General features: G+C 73.2%; 10 protein-coding genes and 1 pseudogene. 6 read left to right on the top strand and 5 right to left on the bottom strand.

The genetic code is table 11. The features are described from left to right. Nucleotides 1-120: 120 nt before the first annotated feature. Nucleotides 121-1,398, bottom strand: coding sequence for an acetyl-CoA C-acetyltransferase (locus AB0E94_RS39045; protein WP_360336964.1), 1,278 nt, complete (start codon nt 1,396-1,398; stop codon nt 121-123). Between the two features lie 61 nt (nt 1,399-1,459). Between AB0E94_RS39045 and AB0E94_RS39040 the strand changes: the two genes are divergently transcribed. The 5 genes from AB0E94_RS39040 (at nt 1,460) to AB0E94_RS39020 (ending at nt 7,931) form a co-directional block, all read left to right on the top strand. Next, nucleotides 1,460-2,794: a 3-oxoacyl-ACP reductase gene (locus tag AB0E94_RS39040; RefSeq protein ID WP_360336962.1), complete on the top strand. Its 1,335-nt coding sequence runs from the start codon at nt 1,460-1,462 to the stop codon at nt 2,792-2,794. 50 nt (nt 2,795-2,844) lie between these two features. Then, on the top strand, nt 2,845-3,873 hold the full coding sequence (locus tag AB0E94_RS39035; RefSeq protein WP_360336960.1) for a MaoC/PaaZ C-terminal domain-containing protein: 1,029 nt from the start codon (nt 2,845-2,847) through the stop codon (nt 3,871-3,873). A 771-nt stretch (nt 3,874-4,644) separates the two neighbouring features. Then, nucleotides 4,645-5,856: an acyl-CoA dehydrogenase family protein gene (locus AB0E94_RS39030; protein ID WP_360336958.1), complete on the top strand. Its 1,212-nt coding sequence runs from the start codon at nt 4,645-4,647 to the stop codon at nt 5,854-5,856. After that, a complete protein-coding gene (locus AB0E94_RS39025) occupies nt 5,856-7,334 on the top strand; it encodes an AMP-binding protein (RefSeq protein ID WP_360336956.1) in 1,479 nt (492 codons plus the stop codon). The genes AB0E94_RS39030 and AB0E94_RS39025 overlap by 1 nt, the downstream gene beginning before the upstream one ends. Before the next feature lie 78 nt (nt 7,335-7,412). Beyond that, nucleotides 7,413-7,931 (top strand): DUF6879 family protein, encoded by a 519-nt coding sequence (locus tag AB0E94_RS39020; RefSeq protein WP_360336954.1) that lies wholly within the window; start codon nt 7,413-7,415, stop codon nt 7,929-7,931. 3 nt (nt 7,932-7,934) lie between these two features. Here the strand turns inward: AB0E94_RS39020 and AB0E94_RS39015 are convergent, their stop codons facing one another. Together AB0E94_RS39015 and AB0E94_RS39010 are read right to left on the bottom strand one after the other, a co-directional pair. After that, nucleotides 7,935-13,208 (bottom strand): DUF3320 domain-containing protein, encoded by a 5,274-nt coding sequence (locus AB0E94_RS39015; RefSeq protein WP_360336952.1) that lies wholly within the window; start codon nt 13,206-13,208, stop codon nt 7,935-7,937. 374 nt (nt 13,209-13,582) lie between these two features. Continuing rightward, nucleotides 13,583-15,160, bottom strand: coding sequence for a bifunctional NAD(P)/FAD-dependent oxidoreductase/class I SAM-dependent methyltransferase (locus AB0E94_RS39010; protein ID WP_360336950.1), 1,578 nt, complete (start codon nt 15,158-15,160; stop codon nt 13,583-13,585). Between the two features lie 52 nt (nt 15,161-15,212). Here AB0E94_RS39010 and AB0E94_RS39005 point away from each other — a divergent pair. Continuing rightward, nucleotides 15,213-15,317: pseudogene (locus AB0E94_RS39005) on the top strand (XRE family transcriptional regulator); the annotation flags it as partial. A 48-nt stretch (nt 15,318-15,365) separates the two neighbouring features. Here AB0E94_RS39005 and AB0E94_RS39000 read toward each other — a convergent pair. Beyond that, nucleotides 15,366-16,307, bottom strand: a complete 942-nt coding sequence (locus AB0E94_RS39000; RefSeq protein ID WP_360336948.1) for a phosphoglycerate dehydrogenase — start codon at nt 16,305-16,307, stop codon at nt 15,366-15,368. 133 nt (nt 16,308-16,440) lie between these two features. After that, the gene (locus AB0E94_RS38995) at nt 16,441-17,982 is read right to left on the bottom strand and encodes a glycosyltransferase family 39 protein (RefSeq protein ID WP_360336946.1); all 1,542 of its coding nucleotides are present in this window, start codon (nt 17,980-17,982) and stop codon (nt 16,441-16,443) included. Between the last annotated feature and the right edge of the window lie 165 nt (nt 17,983-18,147).

Raw genomic sequence — 18,147 nt, 5'->3', positions numbered from 1 at the left:
GGTGTTGTTTTTTTTCGTGGGTGGTCTCTCCCACCCACCCCCCCCCCCCGGCCCCCCCCCCCGCAACCGGGGGGGCTTTTGGGGCCCCAACCCCCCCCCACAGATCGGCACGCGGGTTCGTCAGCGTTCCAGGATCGCCACCACGCCCTGGCCGCCGGCGGCGCAGATGGAGATCAGGCCGCGGCCCGCGCCCTTCTGCGCGAGCAGCTTGGCCAGGGTCGCCACGATCCGGCCGCCGGTAGCCGCGAACGGGTGACCGGCCGCCAGCGACGAGCCGTTGACGTTCAGCTTCGCCCGGTCGATCGAGCCGAGCGGCGCGTCCAGGCCCAATTTCTCCTTGCAGAACGACGGCGACTCCCAGGCGGCCAGCGTGGACAGCACCTGCGACGCGAACGCCTCGTGGATCTCGTAGTAGTCGAAATCCTGCAGCGTCAGGCCGTTGCGGGCCAGCATCCGGGGCACCGCGTAGGCCGGGGCCATCAGCAGCCCCTCCTCGCCGTGCACGTAGTCGACGGCGGCGGTCTCCGAATCCGCGAAATACGCGAGCACCGGCAGCGACCGGGCGGCCGCCCACTCCTCCGAGGCCAGCAGCACGGCCGACGCCCCATCGGTGAGCGGCGTCGAGTTGCCCGCCGTCATCGTGGGGTTCTCCGTGCCGTACACCGGCTTGAGCTTGGAAAGCTTTTCCAGACTGCTGTCGGCGCGCAGATTCTGGTCACGGGTCAGCCCCAGATAGGGCGTCAGAAGATCATCGAAAAAGCCGCTGTCGTACGCCGCCGCGAGCCGCTGATGCGACGTGAGGGCCAGCTCGTCCTGGGCGGCGCGCTCCACGTTCCAGGTGAGGGCGGTGATCGCCGCGTGCTCGCCCATCGACAGGCCGGTCCGCGGCTCGGCGTTGCGCGGCAGCTCCGGCTTGATCGCGTGCTGCGGGCGCAGTTTCGCCACCGCCTTGAGCCGGGCGCCGAGCGTCCGGGCCCGGTTGAGCTCCAGCAGCGCCCGGCGCATGTCCTCGTTGACCTGCAACGGAGCGTCCGAGGTGGTGTCCACGCCGCCGGCCACCCCAGCGTCGATCTGCCCGAGCGCGATCTTGTTGGCGACCAGGATCGCCGCCTCCAGGCCGGTGCCGCAGGCCTGCTGGATGTCGTAGGCCGGGGTCCGCGGGTCGAGCCGCGAGCCGAGCACCACCTCACGGGTCAGGTTGAAGTCACGCGAATGCTTGAGCACCGCCCCGGCGACCACCTCGCCGAGTTGTTCCCCGGCCAGCCCGAACCGGGCGACCAGCCCGTCCAGCGCCGCGGTCAGCATGTCCTGGTTCGACGCTTCGGCGTAACGGCTGTTGGACCGGGCGAACGGAATCCGGTTCCCGCCCAGCACGGCCACACGGCGCACGTTCGGCACGGCTATTCTCCACATCGACAGGGGACGTGTTCACAGGGTTACTCACCGGTAGGCTACTCGCATGGCTGACAGGTACGCGAACTTCGCCAACTCCGGTCTCGGCCGGACCGTGGTCAAGCGCCTCGGGCTGCCTGATCCGCCCCGGCTGCGCCGTCACGAGGCGGGAGATCCGCTGGTCACCGGGCCGGTCCTGCTCGGCGCGGCCCCCGGCGGACGGCTCTCCGAGCCGGCCCGAAAACTTCTGGAGACGGCCGGCGTCGAGGTCACTTCTTCGGATGAGGTACGCGTAAGCGCCCTCGTCTTCGACGCGACAGGCATCGTCGACACCCCACAGCTCCGGGAACTCTACGACTACTTCCACCCGTACGCCCGCGCTCTGGAGACCTCGGGCCGGGTGATCGTGCTCGGCACGCCTCCGGAGACCACCGGATCGCCGAAGGAGGCGATCGCGCAGCGGAGCCTGGAAGGGCTGACCCGCAGCATCGGCAAGGAATTCGGGCGCGGCGTCACCGCCCAGCTCGTGTATGTGGCGCCCGGCGGTGAAGCGGGGATCGAGTCGACGCTGCGGTTCCTGCTGAGCGGGCGGTCGGCCTACGTGTCCGGGCAGGTCATCCGGGTCGGCGCCGGCCCGGTGGCGGCCCCGGCCGACTGGGACCGGCCCCTCGACGGCAAGCTCGCCCTGGTCACCGGCGCCGCCCGGGGCATCGGCGCGGCCATCGCCCGGGTCCTCGCCCGCGACGGCGCCGAAGTGATCGCGCTCGACGTGCCGGCCGCCGGCGACGCGCTCGCCGGCGTCGCCAACGAGACCCGCGGCCGGGCCCTGCAACTCGACCTGACCGCCGCCGACGCCCCCGCCCGCCTCGCCGGCTACCTGGCCGCCGGGCCGCACGCCGGAGTCGACATCCTCGTCCACAACGCCGGCATCACCCGGGACAAGACGATCGCCCGGATGAGCGAGGACCGGTGGGACTCGGTGATCGGCGTCAACCTGACCGCCCCCGAACAGGTCAACGACCTGCTGCTGGAACGCGGCCTGATCCCGTCCGGCGGGCGCATCATCGGAGTCGCGTCGATCGCCGGCATCGCCGGAAACCGGGGCCAGACCAACTACGCCACCAGCAAAGCCGGGGTGATCGGGCAGGTCCAGGCCTATGCGCCGCTGCTCGCCGGCCGCGGCATCACGATCAACGCGGTGGCGCCGGGCTTCATCGAGACGGCCATGACCGCCAAGATGCCGCTCGGGCTGCGTGAGGCCGGGCGGCGGCTGAACAGCATGTCGCAGGGCGGACTGCCGGCCGACGTGGCCGAGGCCATCGCCTGGTTCGCGTCCCCCGGGTCGGCGTCGGTCACCGGAAACGTGGTGCGGGTCTGCGGCCAGAGCCTGCTGGGAGCCTGACATGCCGTCCATCGCTGCGGTCTTCTCCCCTCGTCTCGTGGGGGTCTGACGTGGTCGCGGTCGTCGAGCTCAGTTCCGGGCCGGGCACCACCGCCGCCTACGCCCGGGCCGCGCTCGGGCTGATCCCCGGTTTCGTCCGATCCGGCGACACCCTTCCCGATGTGGAGGTCCGGCAGCGCGGGGTCACCGTCGATCGCGCGCACCTGGCCGCCTACGACCGGATCTGCGGGTTCCGGCTCAGCGACACACTGCCCGCGACGTATCCGCATGTGCTCGCGTTCCCGCTGGCCATGCGCCTGATGACGGCCCCGGACTTCCCGCTCCCGCTGATCGGCCTGGTGCACGTCAGCAACCGGATCACCGTCCACCGCCCGATCCCGGCCGGCGCCGCCCTGGACCTGTCGGTCCGCGCCACCGGGCTCCGCGATCACCCGCGGGGCCGCCAGTTCGACATCGGGGCCACCGCGACCATGGACGGCGCCGAGGTGTGGCGCGGCCTGTCCACCTACCTGCGTCTGGGCCCGCGTCCCGCCCCCACCGCCGACACCCCGGCCGAACCGCGGCCCCCCGGCAACGCACCGGCCGGATCGCCGTTCACCAGCACCACGCCGAGCGGATCGCAGCTGACCAGCGATACGCCAGCCGGAACGCGGCCCCCGGCCGGCGAGGATTCGCCGGACGAATCACGGTCCGCGGCCGGCGAGGATTCGCCGGACGGATCACGGTCCGCGGCAACGGGCGGCACCGGGGCGGGCAGCCGGTGGCGGGTGCCGGCCCGGGTGGGCACCGACTACGCGGGCGTCTCCGGCGACCGCAACCCGATCCACACGTCCTGGCTGGGAGCGAGACTCTTCGGTTTCCCACGCCCGATCGCCCACGGAATGTGGACCATGGCACACGCCCTGGCCGCCTTGGAGGGCCGCCTGCCCGAGACGTGCACGGTGGACGTCACGTTCAAGAAGCCCCTGCTACTACCGGCCAGAGCAACGTTCACCACCGCCCCGACCACGAACGGCTGGACCTTCACACTCGCGTCCCGCCACCCCCACCTGACCGGCACAGTCACCGGCCAGCCCTGACGTCGCCCACGCTCACACCTGACGGCCGGCTCCGCCCACCCCAGAGTGCCAACCCTCGCGAAATCCCCCGCAGGGCGGATCTTGCACGAATCTGCACCCCGCGATACCTCCCCGAGGCATCGACAACCACACCACCACGCAGAAGACTCCGGAGCCTCACCGGGGCACGATTTCGCCCACCCGCGGCGATCTTGCACGAATCTCCACCCCGGCGCCGATCTTGCAGACATTTCCACGCCCCAGCCGGGAATTGCGTGCAAGGTCCGGGCCGAGATGTGGACCTTGCACGGTGATACGCCCCAGGACCGGGAGGATCGTGCAAGATCGCCGCGGGCGGGCGGAATCGTGCAAGATCGGTGCGGCTCCGGGGAGGCAGCACTGAACATCACCGGATCACCCACGGCCTCAATAGCCACACAACCTGTCAATTCCGGCGGCTCAGAACTGCCCGGTCAGCGGTGGGAGCCGACCGCGAACGTCCGGCTGATGGTGGCCGCTGGGGGCGTTCGGCGGGGCAGGTGGGGTGGGGTAGCGGTGACCGTCGCATTCGGCCCGGCTGGCGCTGTTCGGCCCTGGGATGGGCCTGCGTCGCGCGGTAGGCCCGGGGCGGGGTGGGATGGCGGGGCGGTGTGGGGCGTACCGGAAAAGGCGACGGAGCCGACGGCCACCGAGACAACACCGCGGGGTTTTTAATTCATCGATGGTGGTTGTTTTGCGGATTACGCGCTCGTAAAGTTACCGGCGAGTTAACCTGCCGGCGGGAGGCTGTCCGTGGAGTTCTGGCTCGACCTCAACGAGGAGCAGCGTGAGCTGCGTGAATGGGTGCACGGGTTCGCCGCGTCGGTGATCCGGCCGGCTGCCCCGGAATGGGACGAGCGCGAGGAGACGCCCTGGCCCGTCCTGCAGGAAGCGGCGAAGATCGGGCTGTACGGGTTCGAGTTCCTCGCCAACACCTGGTCCGACAGCAGCGGGCTGAGCCTGCCGATCGCGAACGAGGAGCTGTTCTGGGGTGACGGCGGGATCGGGATGGCGATCTCCGGCACGTCGCTGGCGGTGGCGGCGATCTTCGGGTCGGGGACGTCCGACCAGCTGCTCGAATGGGTGCCGCAGTGTTTCGGGGACGCCGCCGATCCGAAGGTGGGCGCGTTCTGCAGCACCGAGCCGGAGGCCGGGTCGGATGTGGCGTCGATGCGGACCCGGGCGGTCTACCACGAGGCAACCGACGAGTGGGTGCTCAGCGGGCAGAAGGCGTACGCCACGAACGGCGGGATCGCGAACGTCCACGTGGTGACGGCCAGTGTGGATCCGTCGCTCGGGTCGCGGGGGCAGGCCGCGTTCGTCGTGCCGCCCGGCACCAAGGGCCTGGCCGCGACCCGGAAACTGAAGAAGCTGGGGCTGCGGGCCTCGCACACCGCCGACGTGTTCCTCGACGACGTGCGGGTGCCCGGCAGCTGCCTGCTCGGCGGCAAGGAGGCCCTGGACAAGCGGCTGGCCCGGGCACGGGAGGGACAACGACGGTCGGGGCAGGCGGCGATGCGCACGTTCGAGCTGTCCCGGCCGGCGGTCGGCGCGCAGGCGCTGGGCATCGCGCGGGCGGCGTACGAGTACGCGCTGGAGTACGCGAAGACCCGGGTCCAGTTCGGGCGGCCGATCATCGAGAACCAGGCGGTGGCGTTCGCGCTGGCCGACATGCGTACCGAGATCGACGCGGCCCGGCTGCTGGTGTGGCGGGCCGCGTGGATGGGGCGCAACGAGAAGCCGTTCGAAGCGGGCGAGGGCTCGATGTCGAAGCTGAAGGCCGGCGAGGTGGCGGTGGCCGTCACCGAGAAGGCGGTACAGATCCTCGGCGGGGCCGGATACCTGCGGGAGCACCCGGTCGAGCGGATGTACCGGGACGCCAAGATCTACACGATCTTCGAGGGCACCTCGGAGATCCAGCGGCTGGTCATCGCCCGTGCCGTCTCCGGTGTGCAGATCCGCTGATGGACGCGCTGTTCATCGCGTCGACGATGGCCCGGCGCGGGCTGCTCACGCCGGGGAACCCGGTGCGGGTGGCGCGGCAGTTCGCGTCGCTGGGCCGGTGGGGTTTCGGGCTGGCCGGCGAGCTGCGGCAGGCGGCGGCCCGTAGCCCGAAACGGGTCGCGGTGATCGATGACGAGCGGCAGCTGACCTACGCCGAGCTGCTGGAACGCAGTTCCCGGCTAGCCGTCGCCCTGCCGGTCGAAGCGGGGGACCGGGTCGGGCTGCTGTGCCGTAACTCGGCCCGCATGCTGGAGGCCCTGATCGCGGTCGCCACCCGGGGCGCCGACGCCGTGCTGATCAACACCGGCCTGTCGGCGCACCAGCTCGGCCAGATCGTCGAGTCGCAGGGGCTGGCCGCGCTGATCCACGACGACGAGTTCACCGACCGGGTCGCCACGGTCCCGGTCCGGATCGGCGAGAAACAGGTCGACGAGCTGATCGAGTCCACCCCGGCCGGGCTCGCGACACCGCCGCAACGGCCGGGCCGGACGATCGTGCTGACGTCCGGGACGACCGGCCTGCCGAAGGGCGCGCGACGGCCGACACCCGGCGGGTTCAGCCCGCTCTGCTCGGTGATCGACCGGATCCCGCTGCGGGCCGGGGAACGGGTCATGATCGCGGCGCCGCTGTTCCACACGTGGGGCTACGCGGGCATGCAGATCGCGCTGGCACTGCGGGCGACGATCGTGCTGCGACGCCGGTTCGACACCGCCGACGTGGTGACCACCCTGGCGCGTCATGAGGTCACGGCGCTGGTGGCCGTACCCGTGATGCTGCAGAATCTGCTGGACGTCCCGGCCGCCTATCGCGGATTGCGGGTGGCGGCGGTGAGCGGCTCGGCGTTGCCGGGTGGCCTCGCCACCCGGTTCATGGACCGGTACGGCGACGTGCTCTACAACCTGTACGGCTCGACCGAGGCCTCGTGGGTCTCCATCGCCACCCCGGCCGACCTGCGGGAGGCGCCCTCGACGGCGGGCCGGCCACCGCACGGCACCCGGGTGACGATCGTCGACGGCCAGATCCATGTCAGCAACGGGATGCTGTTCGAGGGCTACACCGGGCAGGACGCCGCCACCCGGACCGTGGTCGGCACCGGCGATCTCGGGCACCTCGACGACAAGGGGCGGCTGTACGTCGACGGGCGCGCCGACGACATGATCATCTCGGGTGGGGAGAACATCTTCCCCGGCGAGGTGGAGGACCTGCTGGCCGCGCTGCCGCAGGTCCGTGAGGTCGCGGTGGTCGGCGTCCCGGACGACGACTGGGGGCAGCGGCTCGCCGCCTACCTGGTGCTGGGTCCGGGCGAACGGCTCGACGCCGAGGCGGTACGCGACCACGTGCGGCGGAATCTGGCCCGGTTCTGTGTGCCGCGTGACGTGACGTTCCTGGACGAGCTGCCCCGCAACGCCACCGGCAAGGTCCTCAAACGGGAGCTCTGAACGCGAGTTTTCCTCCCACCTGCACCGACGCGGCCCTCGAGTGGACCGATCGCGTCCACTGTGGTCAGGGTGGGATGCATGCTGCTGCTGCGGGCCGACACGTTCCGGCGGATGTTCCGGTCCTTCGACCGGACCGCCTTCCACCTGGAGGTACGCGACGTCTATCAGGTCGCCGAGGAGGCGCCGCCGTTCCAGCGCTTCCTGGACGGCGAGCCGGACGACGCCGCCTGGCAGCGGCCATGGCTGGAGCTGATGCGTGCGGTCACCGAGTCGGGCCGCAGTGTGCGCCGGCTGCGGGTGGTCACGGCGCCGCACGGTGACTACACGCGCTGGCTGCTGAGCATCTCCGGGCTCAACGTGGAGGCCGGTGAGGACATCAGGTGGCTGCCGCGGACCGCGGCGGCGGGGCTGCCGGTCGCCCACGACGACTTCTGGCTCTTCGACGACCGGCGCGTGGTGTTCACCCTGTTCGAGCCGGACGGGTCCAGCGCGGGCGGCGCGATGACCGAGGACCCGGCGATCGTCCGGCACTGCGTACGGATCCGGGCCGCCCTGTGGGCGGCCGGCATCCCGCACGACGACTACGTCAAAGGGTGACCGTCAAAGGTTGACCTCGATCCGCATCGCCGAGCCGGCCTCCTCGCGGCGCGGCAGGGTCGCCGGGTCGGGCAGGTCCAGCAGGTCGTTCTCCGGGGCCGCGATCAGCCCGTTGCGGTGGGCGATGAGCCGCCCCGCCGACACCAGGTCGTCCAGCATCGCGGCGAGCCGGGCCGCGCCGGTACGGCTGCCGCTCCACCCGAACAGCCGGCCCGCCGCAGCGAGCAGGTCCTCCCCCTCGACCAGGCCGGCGTCCAGCACCAGATATTCCAGAGCGAGCTGGAGCTCGGCGTCGGCGACCTGGTCCGGTTTGCGGCTCACCCCGTCGGCGGGCGCCCGGACGGCCGGGATCGGCGCGTCCGGGGCGGTCACGAAAGCGCCGTCGAACCCGGCCCGGGACTGGGTGATCGCCGTGTCGATGGCCGCCTTGAGCTGCTGGGTGAGACGGCTGAGGCCCCACGCCTCGCGGATCCGGCGGGTCAGGGTGGCGACGTGCACCGGGCCCTCGACCTCGGCGATGTGCTCGATCGTGCCGATGAGCAGCCGCCGGGCCGCGGCGTCGTCGAGCCGGGTGGTGGCGGGCAGCGGCGGCACCTCGGCCCGCTCGTAGGGCAGCGCCCATTCGGGCCGCTGCGCCGGGCGGGCGGTCAGCGTCTCCTCCGGCAGGTCGGCGAAGACGTCCGGGGTGGCCAGCGCGTTCTCCACGGCGACCCGGAGCCGGGCCTCCTCGGTCTCCCGGTCGGTGTGCCAGGCGACACCCCACACCCGGTGCAGGCGCCAGCCGAGGTGCTGCAGGATCTGGTCGTGGAGGCGGTCCCGGTCACGGGCCGACCCGGCCGGGGTGTCGCAGCGGACCCCCAGGACGTACGAATCGCCGAGCCGGACCCCGATGCCGATGGACAGGGCGTCCGCCTGATGCCCCCAGCCCCGCAGGGTGTCCAGCACCGACTCGGTGAGCGGATCCGGGGCGGGTTCCCCGGTCGCCGGGCCGCCACGTGCCGCGTAGTCGAGGTAGGCGGCCAGCCGGCGTTCACCCTCGCCGCCCGGCTCCTCCCGGTCGGCGGCGCTGATCGCGGAGATCACCTCGACCCGCTGCCGGGCCCGGGTGATCGCCACGTCGAGACGCCGGGCGCCGGTCGGGCCGCCGGCCGCGCCCAGGTCGGCGCCGGTGGACAGCAGGATCACGTCACGTTCGTCGCCCTGCGCGGCGTCGGCGCCCTCGACCACGAAGTCGCCGAGGAAGCCCTCCAGATCGGGGCGGCCGGCCAGGGCGGCCTCGACCGCGTCAGCGATGCCGTCGGCATGGGCGGCGGTCAGCGTGACCACCCCCAGCGACAGCGATGGGCGGGTGGTGAGGTGGTGCAGCACCCGCTCGGCGACCGTGGACGCCTCGGTCTCCTGGTCCGCCGGGTAGAGCTGCACACCGAGATCCGGGCCGGTCAGCTGGGCGGCCGGGAAGGTGAGCAGCCGGTCCTGGTAGAACGCCTGGTTGGCGAAGGCGATCAGGCTCTCGTGCCGGCTGCGGTAGTGGCTGGTCAGGGCGAGCCGGGTGAAGGCGCCGCAGTCGTTGGCCACCACCAGCACCGACGGCTGGTCGCCGGCCGGCGGCAGCTGCGCGTCGTCGCCCACGATGACCAGGGACGTGCCACGGTAGGCGCAGGCGGCCGCGGCGGCCGGGGTCATCCGGGACGCCTCGTCGATCACCACGACGTCGAAGCTCGCCTCGGCGGGCAACAGCCGGCTGACCGCGGACGGCGGCATGACCAGGCACGGTTTGAGGGCGGCCACCGTGTCCCAGGCGGCGGTCAGCTGGTCGCGTACCGGAAGATGCCCGTCGGGTTTCTCCCCCTCGGCCCGGATCAGAGCCGGGCCGCCGGCGCCGGTGAGGGCGGGCCGGCGGGCGTTGAGCGCCTCGATCACGGCGCCCGCCGCGTCCTGCGCGAGCTCGGCGTCCAGGCGGCGGAACTCGGCGACCAGCTCGTCGCGGCCGGCCGAGGTGAGCGGCTGCAGACGCTCGTCCTCGGCGAGGATCGCGTCGATCCAGGCCCGGTACGCGGCCCGCTCGATCACCTCGGCGAGCCGGTGCACGTCGACGCCGTGGTCGGCGCAGAAGTCGACCGCGCCGTCCACACCGTATTCGGCGAGCACTCCGCGGGCGGACAGGTACTCGAACCACTCGGCCTGGCCGGTGTCGTCGTCGAGCAGGTCACGCAACAGGTCACGGGCGGTCTCGTAGCGGTCCAGGGCGGTGCCGAGGCGGACCTGCCGGGCCGGGCCGAAGGCGTCCAGGATCCGCTGCCGGGCCGCCTGCCACGAGTCCAGCAGCCCGGTCAGGTCCGGGGCCGCCCGGCCCGCGGTCATCGCCTGGGCCTGGTCGTTGTTGAGGGCGGCGTCAGCGCCGGTCCGCAGGGTACGGGCGTGCGCCGTCCACTCGATCGCGTCCTCCAGCGCCCGCAGGTCGGTCTGCTTGCCCCGGAACACCGGGCCGAGCGTGCTCTCGTACCCGTGGGTGGCGGCGGCGAACGCCTGCTCGGCCTCGATCACGCCCTGCCGCACCTCGATCACCCCGATCGCCTCGGCGACGTTGAGGTCCCGGCCCACCGCGTCGCCGAGCTGCCCGAGCAGGCCGGCGGTGTCGCGCAGCGGGCCGACCTGGGCGCGCATCCAGGTGACGGCGTGCTGGACCGGGCCGTGGCCGAGCTCCGGCCGGCCCGCCGGGTCGGGTTCCGGGCGCAGCGTGGACCGCCAGTGCCGGAACACGTCACGGGCCTCGGTGACCGCCCGGTGCAGTTCGTCGCCCGCCGTGTGCGGGGCGCAGACGTAGTCGACGACCTGGCCGAGCGCCTCCGGCGGGGTGACCCGCAGAACCTCGGCGACGGTCTGCAGGGCGCGGCCGATCGCCGGGAAGTCGGTGTCGAGCCGTTTCCAGTAGCGGCCGAGATGCCCGGCATGCTGCTGTTCGGCGGCGACCAGGCCCTCGTGGGCGCGGCGCCACGCGACGGCCAGGCCGAGTTCGGCGACCGCCTCGTCGACACCGACGCCGGGCCTGGTGAACCCGGCGACCGCCTCCTTGTCGCGCCGGTGCGGGGCGAGCAGCTTGCGGGCGCCCCGGTGCACGTTGGCGAACCGTTCGGCCAGGTCCTCGACCGGCGCGGTGAGGGCCGCCTCGGTGAAGATCTCGTGCGCGGTGGCCCGGGCCGCGCTGACCGCCTCGACGTGCAGGCGCAGCGTCCCGGCGGCGGTGTGCACGGCCGACTGGGCGCCCGGCGAGAACCACGACCGGTCCGGTTTGTCGGGCCGGGCGCCGAGCTCGGCGATCAGGTGGACCAGCTCGACGTCGGAGAACGTGATCACCTCGGGCAGCCCGAGGCGTCCAGTGGCCCGGTCCAGGTTGCGCTGCTGATGCTCCAGTTCGTCGGCGTCGGCGGCGAACCGGCCGGCCAGCGCCTTGGCCTCGGCGGCGGTCAGCGGCCCGGTCTGCACCGCGGGCGGCTCCAGCGTGGGCGGCTCGGGCACCGCGTCCAGGTCCATCGGCGCGGCCAGCACCTCCCACGCGACGCCGGCCCGGTGCCGGACCGCGTCCGCGGCGCGGCGGCTGATCTCCAGGCGCTGGGCCAGCTCCTCGGCGGCCTGCCGGACCGGGCGCAGACTGGTCGTGGTCAGCCACTGGTCGGCGACACCGGCCGGGCGCTGCGCGGCGTGCTCGGCGATCTCCGAGAGGGCCGCGGCGTCGGTCGGCAGACGCAGGTGGAAGGCGTTGGTGACGGCCGTGTTCTCGCCCGCGGCCGCGGCCAGATTCTCCAGCGCGGACAGGGCGTCGTGCAGCGCCCCGGCCAGCGGCTCCCGCTCGGCGACCTCCCGCCAGCGGAAGCCGCTGCGCTCGTTGGCCGGCCGCCACGCCCGGGTCAGCCGGTCGGCGGCGGCCCGGATCCGGTCCAGGGCGTCGTCGGTCAGCGCGGCGGAGTGCAGCGCCGGCGCCTCCGGCACCCCGGCGAGCCGGGCGAAACGCCCGATCAGATCCTGCAGGCTGCGGCTCAGCGGTGGGCGCGGTTCGTTCACCGCCCGGGCGTACGCGTTGAGCTGCGCCCGCCGTTCCCGGAGCAGGTCGCGGGCCTCGCTGTCCAGACCGGCCCCGGGCAGGGCGGCGGCGTCCAGCGCGGCCGCCAGCGTGGCGGCCACCTGCTTGCGGGAGGCCCGCGAACCGTGCAGGTCGAGCAGGTAGTTGCCGAGTCCCGCGGCGGCCAGCCGGTGCTGGACGCTGTCCAGGGCGGACGCCTTCTCGGAGACGAACAGCACCCGCTTCCCGGCGTGCGCCAGCGCGCCGATCATGTTGGCGATGGTCTGCGACTTGCCGGTGCCGGGCGGGCCGTCGACGACGAAACTGTGCCCGTCACAGGCGGCCGCGACACAGGCACGCTGGGCGGCGTCGGCGTCCAGGACCAGCGGCACGTCGTCCGGCGGGGCCAGCACGTCGATCTCGTCGGCGGCGGCCGGCTCGAACGCGAACGCCCCCGGCGCGCCGTCGGCCTCGGCCAGCGCCCGGACCACCGGGTGCGCCAGAACCCGGTCCTCGTTCTCCAACAGGTCCCGGTGGATCGCCTCGACCGCCGGATCGAACCGGGCCAGCACCGTGATCGCCGCGGTCCGCCAGCCGGACTGCCGGCTCACCGCGGCGCCGATCGCGGCGGTCATCGCGGCCACGTCGAAGTCGGCCAGGTCGGCCCCGTCGAGCAGGTCGTCCACCTCGGGCAGGGTGATGCCGAGACGGCTCAGCCGCGCCGACAGCGCCGGGTTCACGATCGGGTCGCCGGCGCCGGCCCGCAGCCGCGGAATCTCGCCGGGGCCGAGAGCGACCAGGTCGGCCGGGATCAGCAGCAGCGGGCTGGCGTGGGCGGTGCCGTCGGTGTCCTGCCAGTGCAGCAGGCCGACGGCCAGGTGCAGAACGTCGACGCCGCGGTCGGCCTGTTCCAGCTGGGCGTGCCGCCGCAGGCGGCGCAGCAACGGCCGGAGCACGTCGTCGGACAGGTCGGTCCGCAGGGCGCCGGTGGCCTTGCGCGCACCAGCGCCGGTCAGCGGGCAGTCCCGGCCGTGGCGCAGGGCCGCGATCACTCCCGGCGGGTCGGGGGCGACGATCTCGACGAGGTCGGCGCCGCCGCGCGGCAGGTCGATGAGGCGGTTGGCGCCGCCGGGTTCGACGAGCCCGTCACGCCAGGCCGCGAGGGCCGCCCGGACGTCGTCGCCCGGGTCGGCAGGTCCTTCAGCATCATCCGGCCGCATGTGCCCATTCCAGCAAGGCCATCGGGGCCACGTTGCCCATTTGCCCGCAAATGGCAGGCACAATAGCCGGACATATCGCCCGCAGCACTCAGCAGGACGTCCCCCAGCCAGACATCCGCCCCACCAGACCCCACCCACCCAAACCTGTCTGAGGTCCGGCTAGCCGGACCTCAGACGGCCCGGACAACCGGCTAGCCGGACCTCAGACAGGTTATGAGGGGGCCATTACCTGCCTGGTGTCCGGCTGACCGACCCCAGCCGGACGTCAGGCAGGTTAAGGGTGCCGTATTACCTGCCTGAGGTCCGGCTAGCCGAACGCCGGGTACGTCAGTAGCGCCGGGGCGCCCGGGGGGCTGCTCGCCGGGCTCCGGCTGTCACGGGTGGCGCTGGGCGACCAGGACCGCGTCGCGGATGGTGATCGGGCGGCCCTCCGGGTCGGTCGCCGGGCGGGGGCGGGCCTCCGCCGTGACGATCTTCCAGCCGTCCGCGGGCAGCAGCGCGGCGATCTCGTCGGCGGTGAACAGCATGTCCGGGAAGTGCATCCGCCCGACGAACGTTGCCAGGTCCGACGGATGGTGGCCGACCACCAGCAGGGTGCCACCCGGAGCGACGGACTTCGCCAGGCGCGTGTACAGCTCCCGGCGCGGCTCCGGCGGCAGATGCATGAAATGGGCGCTGACCAGGTCGTACTCCTGATCGGGTTGATCCTGCTGAAGATCGGCGTGCCGGAACGTGATCTGGTCGCCGGCCCCTGCGGCGGCGGCGTGGCCGGCCGCCCGGCCGAGCGCCACCGAGGAGATGTCCACCGCCGTCACCCGCCAGCCCCGCCCGGCCAGCCACACCGCGTCCGCGCCCTCGCCGCAGCCGACGTCCAGGGCGTGGCCCGGAGTCAGGCCGCTGACCTCGGTGACCAGGACCGGATTGGGTTTCCCGCTCCAGATCGTGTCCCGGCCGCGGTAGCGCTCCTCCCACGCGTCCTCGGTGAACATGGTGGCGATCCGGTCCCGGTACGCGGTGACCGCGTGCCGGGTGTCCTCGGCGATCAGGTCCATGTTGATCGCGGCCGCCGCCGTCTGCCCGCCGGCGATCGCGACCGCCACGGTGGCGCCCAGGTTCGTCACGTTCCCGGCCACCCACACGCCGGGCACGGTGGTGGCGCCGGCCTCGTCGGCGGAGATCCGCCGGCCCAGCACGTGCCCGTGCATCTCGAAACCGGCCGCCTCCAGGCCCAGCGACTCCAGCACCCCGGAGCGGGCGGTGAACCTCGGCCCGGCCACCACGGCGTCCACCGCGACGACGTCGCCGCCGGTCAGGCGTACCCCGGTCAGCCGGTCCCCGGCCGTCTGGAGGCTCTCGATCGCGCCCGGCACCACCGGGATGCCGCGGGCCGCCAGTTCTTCGGCCGGCCCGGTGGCGAAGGTGTCGCCGCCGTTGAGCAGGATCAGCACGTGCGGGCTGAGCTGCCGCCACATCTGCGCCTGGATCACGCTCAGCGGGCCGTTCGCGACCACGCCGATGCGCTTGTCGCGCAGTTCCCAGCCGTGGCAGTACGGGCAGTGCGCCACGTCCCGGCCCCAGCGCTCGGCCAGTCCCGGGATCTCCGGCAGCTCGTCGACGAGGCCGGTCGCCACCAGCAGCCGCCGCCCGCGGGCGACCCGGCCGTCGTCGAGCGTCACCCGGAACCCGTCGCCGTCCCGTGCCGCCGTTTCGGCCCGCCCGGACAGCACCTCGGCGCCGTACCCGATGATCTCGGCCCGGCCCGCGGCCAGCAGCTCCCCCGGTGGCGTGCCGTCCCGGCCCAGGATGTTGTGCATGTGCTCGGCCGGGGCGTTGCGCGGCTCCCCGCTGTCCACGACCAGCACCGACCGCCGGGACCGGGCCAGCGCCAGGGCCCCGCTCAGGCCGGCCGCGCCGCCACCGATCACGACGACGTCGTACGTCTGCTTCTCCACCGGCGTGCTCCTTCTCTAGCCCTGGCCGAGACCACGGGCATCTCGGTGCCCCGGAGGCCCACGGATCCGGGCCGGGCCCATCCAGCGCGACGGGCACACGTTCATCCCGCTCAGCCGCCGGCCGGGCGGGCCACCGGCCGTCAAGCAGATCCTGCCGCCCGGACCGCCGTCGTGCGGGCCGGACCAGAAGACCCGTGAGGTGGGGTCAGCGGGTGACGAGGTTGCGGAGCGGGCGGCCCGCCCGGTAGGCGGCGAGGTTCTCGGTGAGCAGCGCGGACGCGCCCTCCGGCCGTCCACCGGCGGCATGCGGGCTGATGATCACGTCAGGCTCGTCCCACAGCCCGGACGCCACCGGCAGCGGCTCGGCCGCGAAGACGTCGAGCGCCGCCCCCGCCAGCCGCCCGGACCGGATCGCCGCGAGCAGGGCGTCCTCGTCGAGGGTGGCGCCGCGCCCCACGTTCACCACCCAGGCGTGGGCGGGCAGCCGTTCGAACACCGCGGCCCCGACGATGCCCGCCGTGTCCGGGGTGGCCGGCAGGATGTTGATCAGCAGGTCGGTGCCGGGCAGCAGCCCCGGCAGTTCGTCCTCGGTGACGACCGGGAACCCGTGCCGCTCCCCCGCCCGCCGGGCCACCCCGGTGACGTTCGCGCCGAGGGCGGCCAGCAGCGGCGCGAGCCGCCCCGCGATCCCACCGAACCCCCAGATGACCACGTTCGCGTCGCCGAGCGTCCGGAAGGATCCGCTCTCCCGAACCGGCTGCAACCCGCCGAGCTCAGCCGCCCAGCGCCGCCCGATCTGGGCCCGGACCAGCAGGTTCAGCCGCCGGGCCGCGGCCAGCACCAGCCCGAGGGTGTGTTCGGCGACGGTCCGGTCGTGCAGCCCGAGGCCGGCGGTCACGACGACGTCGTCCGCGAACCCGGCCTGCAACACCGCGTCCGGCCCGGCCGCGAGCGTCTGCACCCACCGGACCGCCTTGAGCCGGTAGGCCGCGTCGGCGAGGTTGCCGGCGGTGTTCCCCCAGGCCACGAAGACCTCGGCGTCGACGTGCTCGTCCGGGATCGGGGCCGTCACGTCGTAGACGACGCCCTGCACACCGGCGGGCAGTTCCGGATCGAGCGTGATGGAACCGGGCAGCAGAACCTTCATGGCCGCCAGCCTGCCATCCCGGCCCCGGCCGCGCACCGTGGCCACCTACGGTCCGAAACGCGCCACACAACACCACGCGCAACGCGCCGACCCGCACCGTGGCGACCTACGGCCCGAAACGCGCCACACGTCTTCATGGGTTCTTTTCGTACAGGGCTACGGTTGCGCTCTTCGGCTGCCAGAAACCGATCCGGTGGTAGCCGGACGTGATCAGCGGGCGCAGGTCGGGCCGGGCGGTGAGCGGGTCGTCGCGGCGGTCGGCGACGGCCAGCCAGATGCGGGGCGTTCCGGTGACCCGGGCGACGGCGTCCGGGTGTTCGTGGGCGATCAGCCACCCGGTCTCCGCGGACGGCACCTCGACGAGCACGTCGGCCGGCGCGACCGGCTGACGGCGCAGGTAGTAGCTCGTCCCGGCGCGGATGGCCCGGTTCCGGTCGGGGTAGACGACGACGTCACCGGGCCGGGCGCCGGCCCCGATGATCTGAGCGATGGTGCGGTAGTCGGGCCCGTTCTTGGCGGTGGCCCCGCGGACGGCCCGTTCACCGGGGATCGCCACGAACGCGACCATCAGCAGCACCGCGACGGTCCGGGCGATCGTGTACCGGGTCCGTCCGTCGAGTAGCGCCACCGCGGCGAGCAGGGCCAGCGGGGCGAGGACGACGAGCAGGTACCGGGCCACCCACATCGGCGAGACCAGCGCGGACACGAGGGCGACGACGGCCGGTGGCGCGATCGCGTAGACGGCGATCGGGACGAGCCGCCGTCCGGGCCGCCAGACGGCGAGCACCGCGAGCCCGATCAGCAGCCACGCCACCTCCCGGGATCCGGTGATCTCGCCGGCCATGTCCCGGATCCGGCCGGTGGTGATCGGCGCGACCCAGTGCAGCTGGGTGTCCTCCTGGGTGGTCCCGAGGTAGGCGATCGGCAGTACCGGCAGGATCGCCAGACCGACGGCGGCGGCCCAGGGCCGTACCCGATGCCGGGCGTTGGTCAGGAGATGCGCGAGGTGCGCGGCGAGGGTGGTCAGAGCGATCAGATGGGACAGGCCGAGGAACAGGACGCTCAGCCCGTACCAGATCCATCGCCGTCGCCCGCCCTGCCGGGCCGCCTCGATGAGCAGGAGGAACGCGAGCGCCGCGAAGAAGCAGGCGAACGCGTACGGGCGTGCCTCGGCCGCATACCGGGAGGTGTTCGGCACGAAGCACAGCAGCAGCCCGGCGACCAGGCCGACCGCCGGGTCGTACAGTCGTCGCCCGAGTTCCGCGGCGATCGCGACGGCGCCGGCCATCGCGATGATCGACGGCAGTCGCAGGATGATCTCGCCGGTGCCCGCGACGGCGGTCCAGAAGTGCAGGAACAGGTAGTACGGCCCGAAGACGGCGTCCAGGTTGGGGATCAGGTCGAGGATCTGCGGCACCGACCGGGAGGCGACCTCGGCCGAGGTGACCTCGTCCCAGCTGAGGACCGGCCGGCCGGCGCCGATCAGGGCGATGGCGAGCATGAGCAGGCCGGGCAGCACGGCGACGAACCGGCCGGCGCCGCGCGGCGGGCTGCGCACGGGCGGCGCGGCGACCGGTGGCCCGTCGACGGGTTTCCTGGGTGCTGGTGCAGTCCTGGTCGTGCTGGTACGCGACTCGCTCACGACCGTCACCCCCGCGGTGGTCGGCGCTTCCATCCGACCCACCCTGGCCCGGTGGTTCCGGCCCGCCAACCCCCGAACAGTGTGAATGGCACGAACACATGAGGTCGCCGCACGATGCAACAAAACCGACAAAAACCTTTTTATGGTACGGACGACGCGCGCTCAGGCACCGATGAGGCGGTCCCACCCGGCCCGGAA

This window comes from Actinoplanes sp. NPDC026670 (genome assembly GCF_040638175.1).
Lineage (GTDB): Bacteria > Actinomycetota > Actinomycetes > Mycobacteriales > Micromonosporaceae > Actinoplanes.
This window is presented reverse-complemented; position numbering and strand designations above follow the sequence as displayed.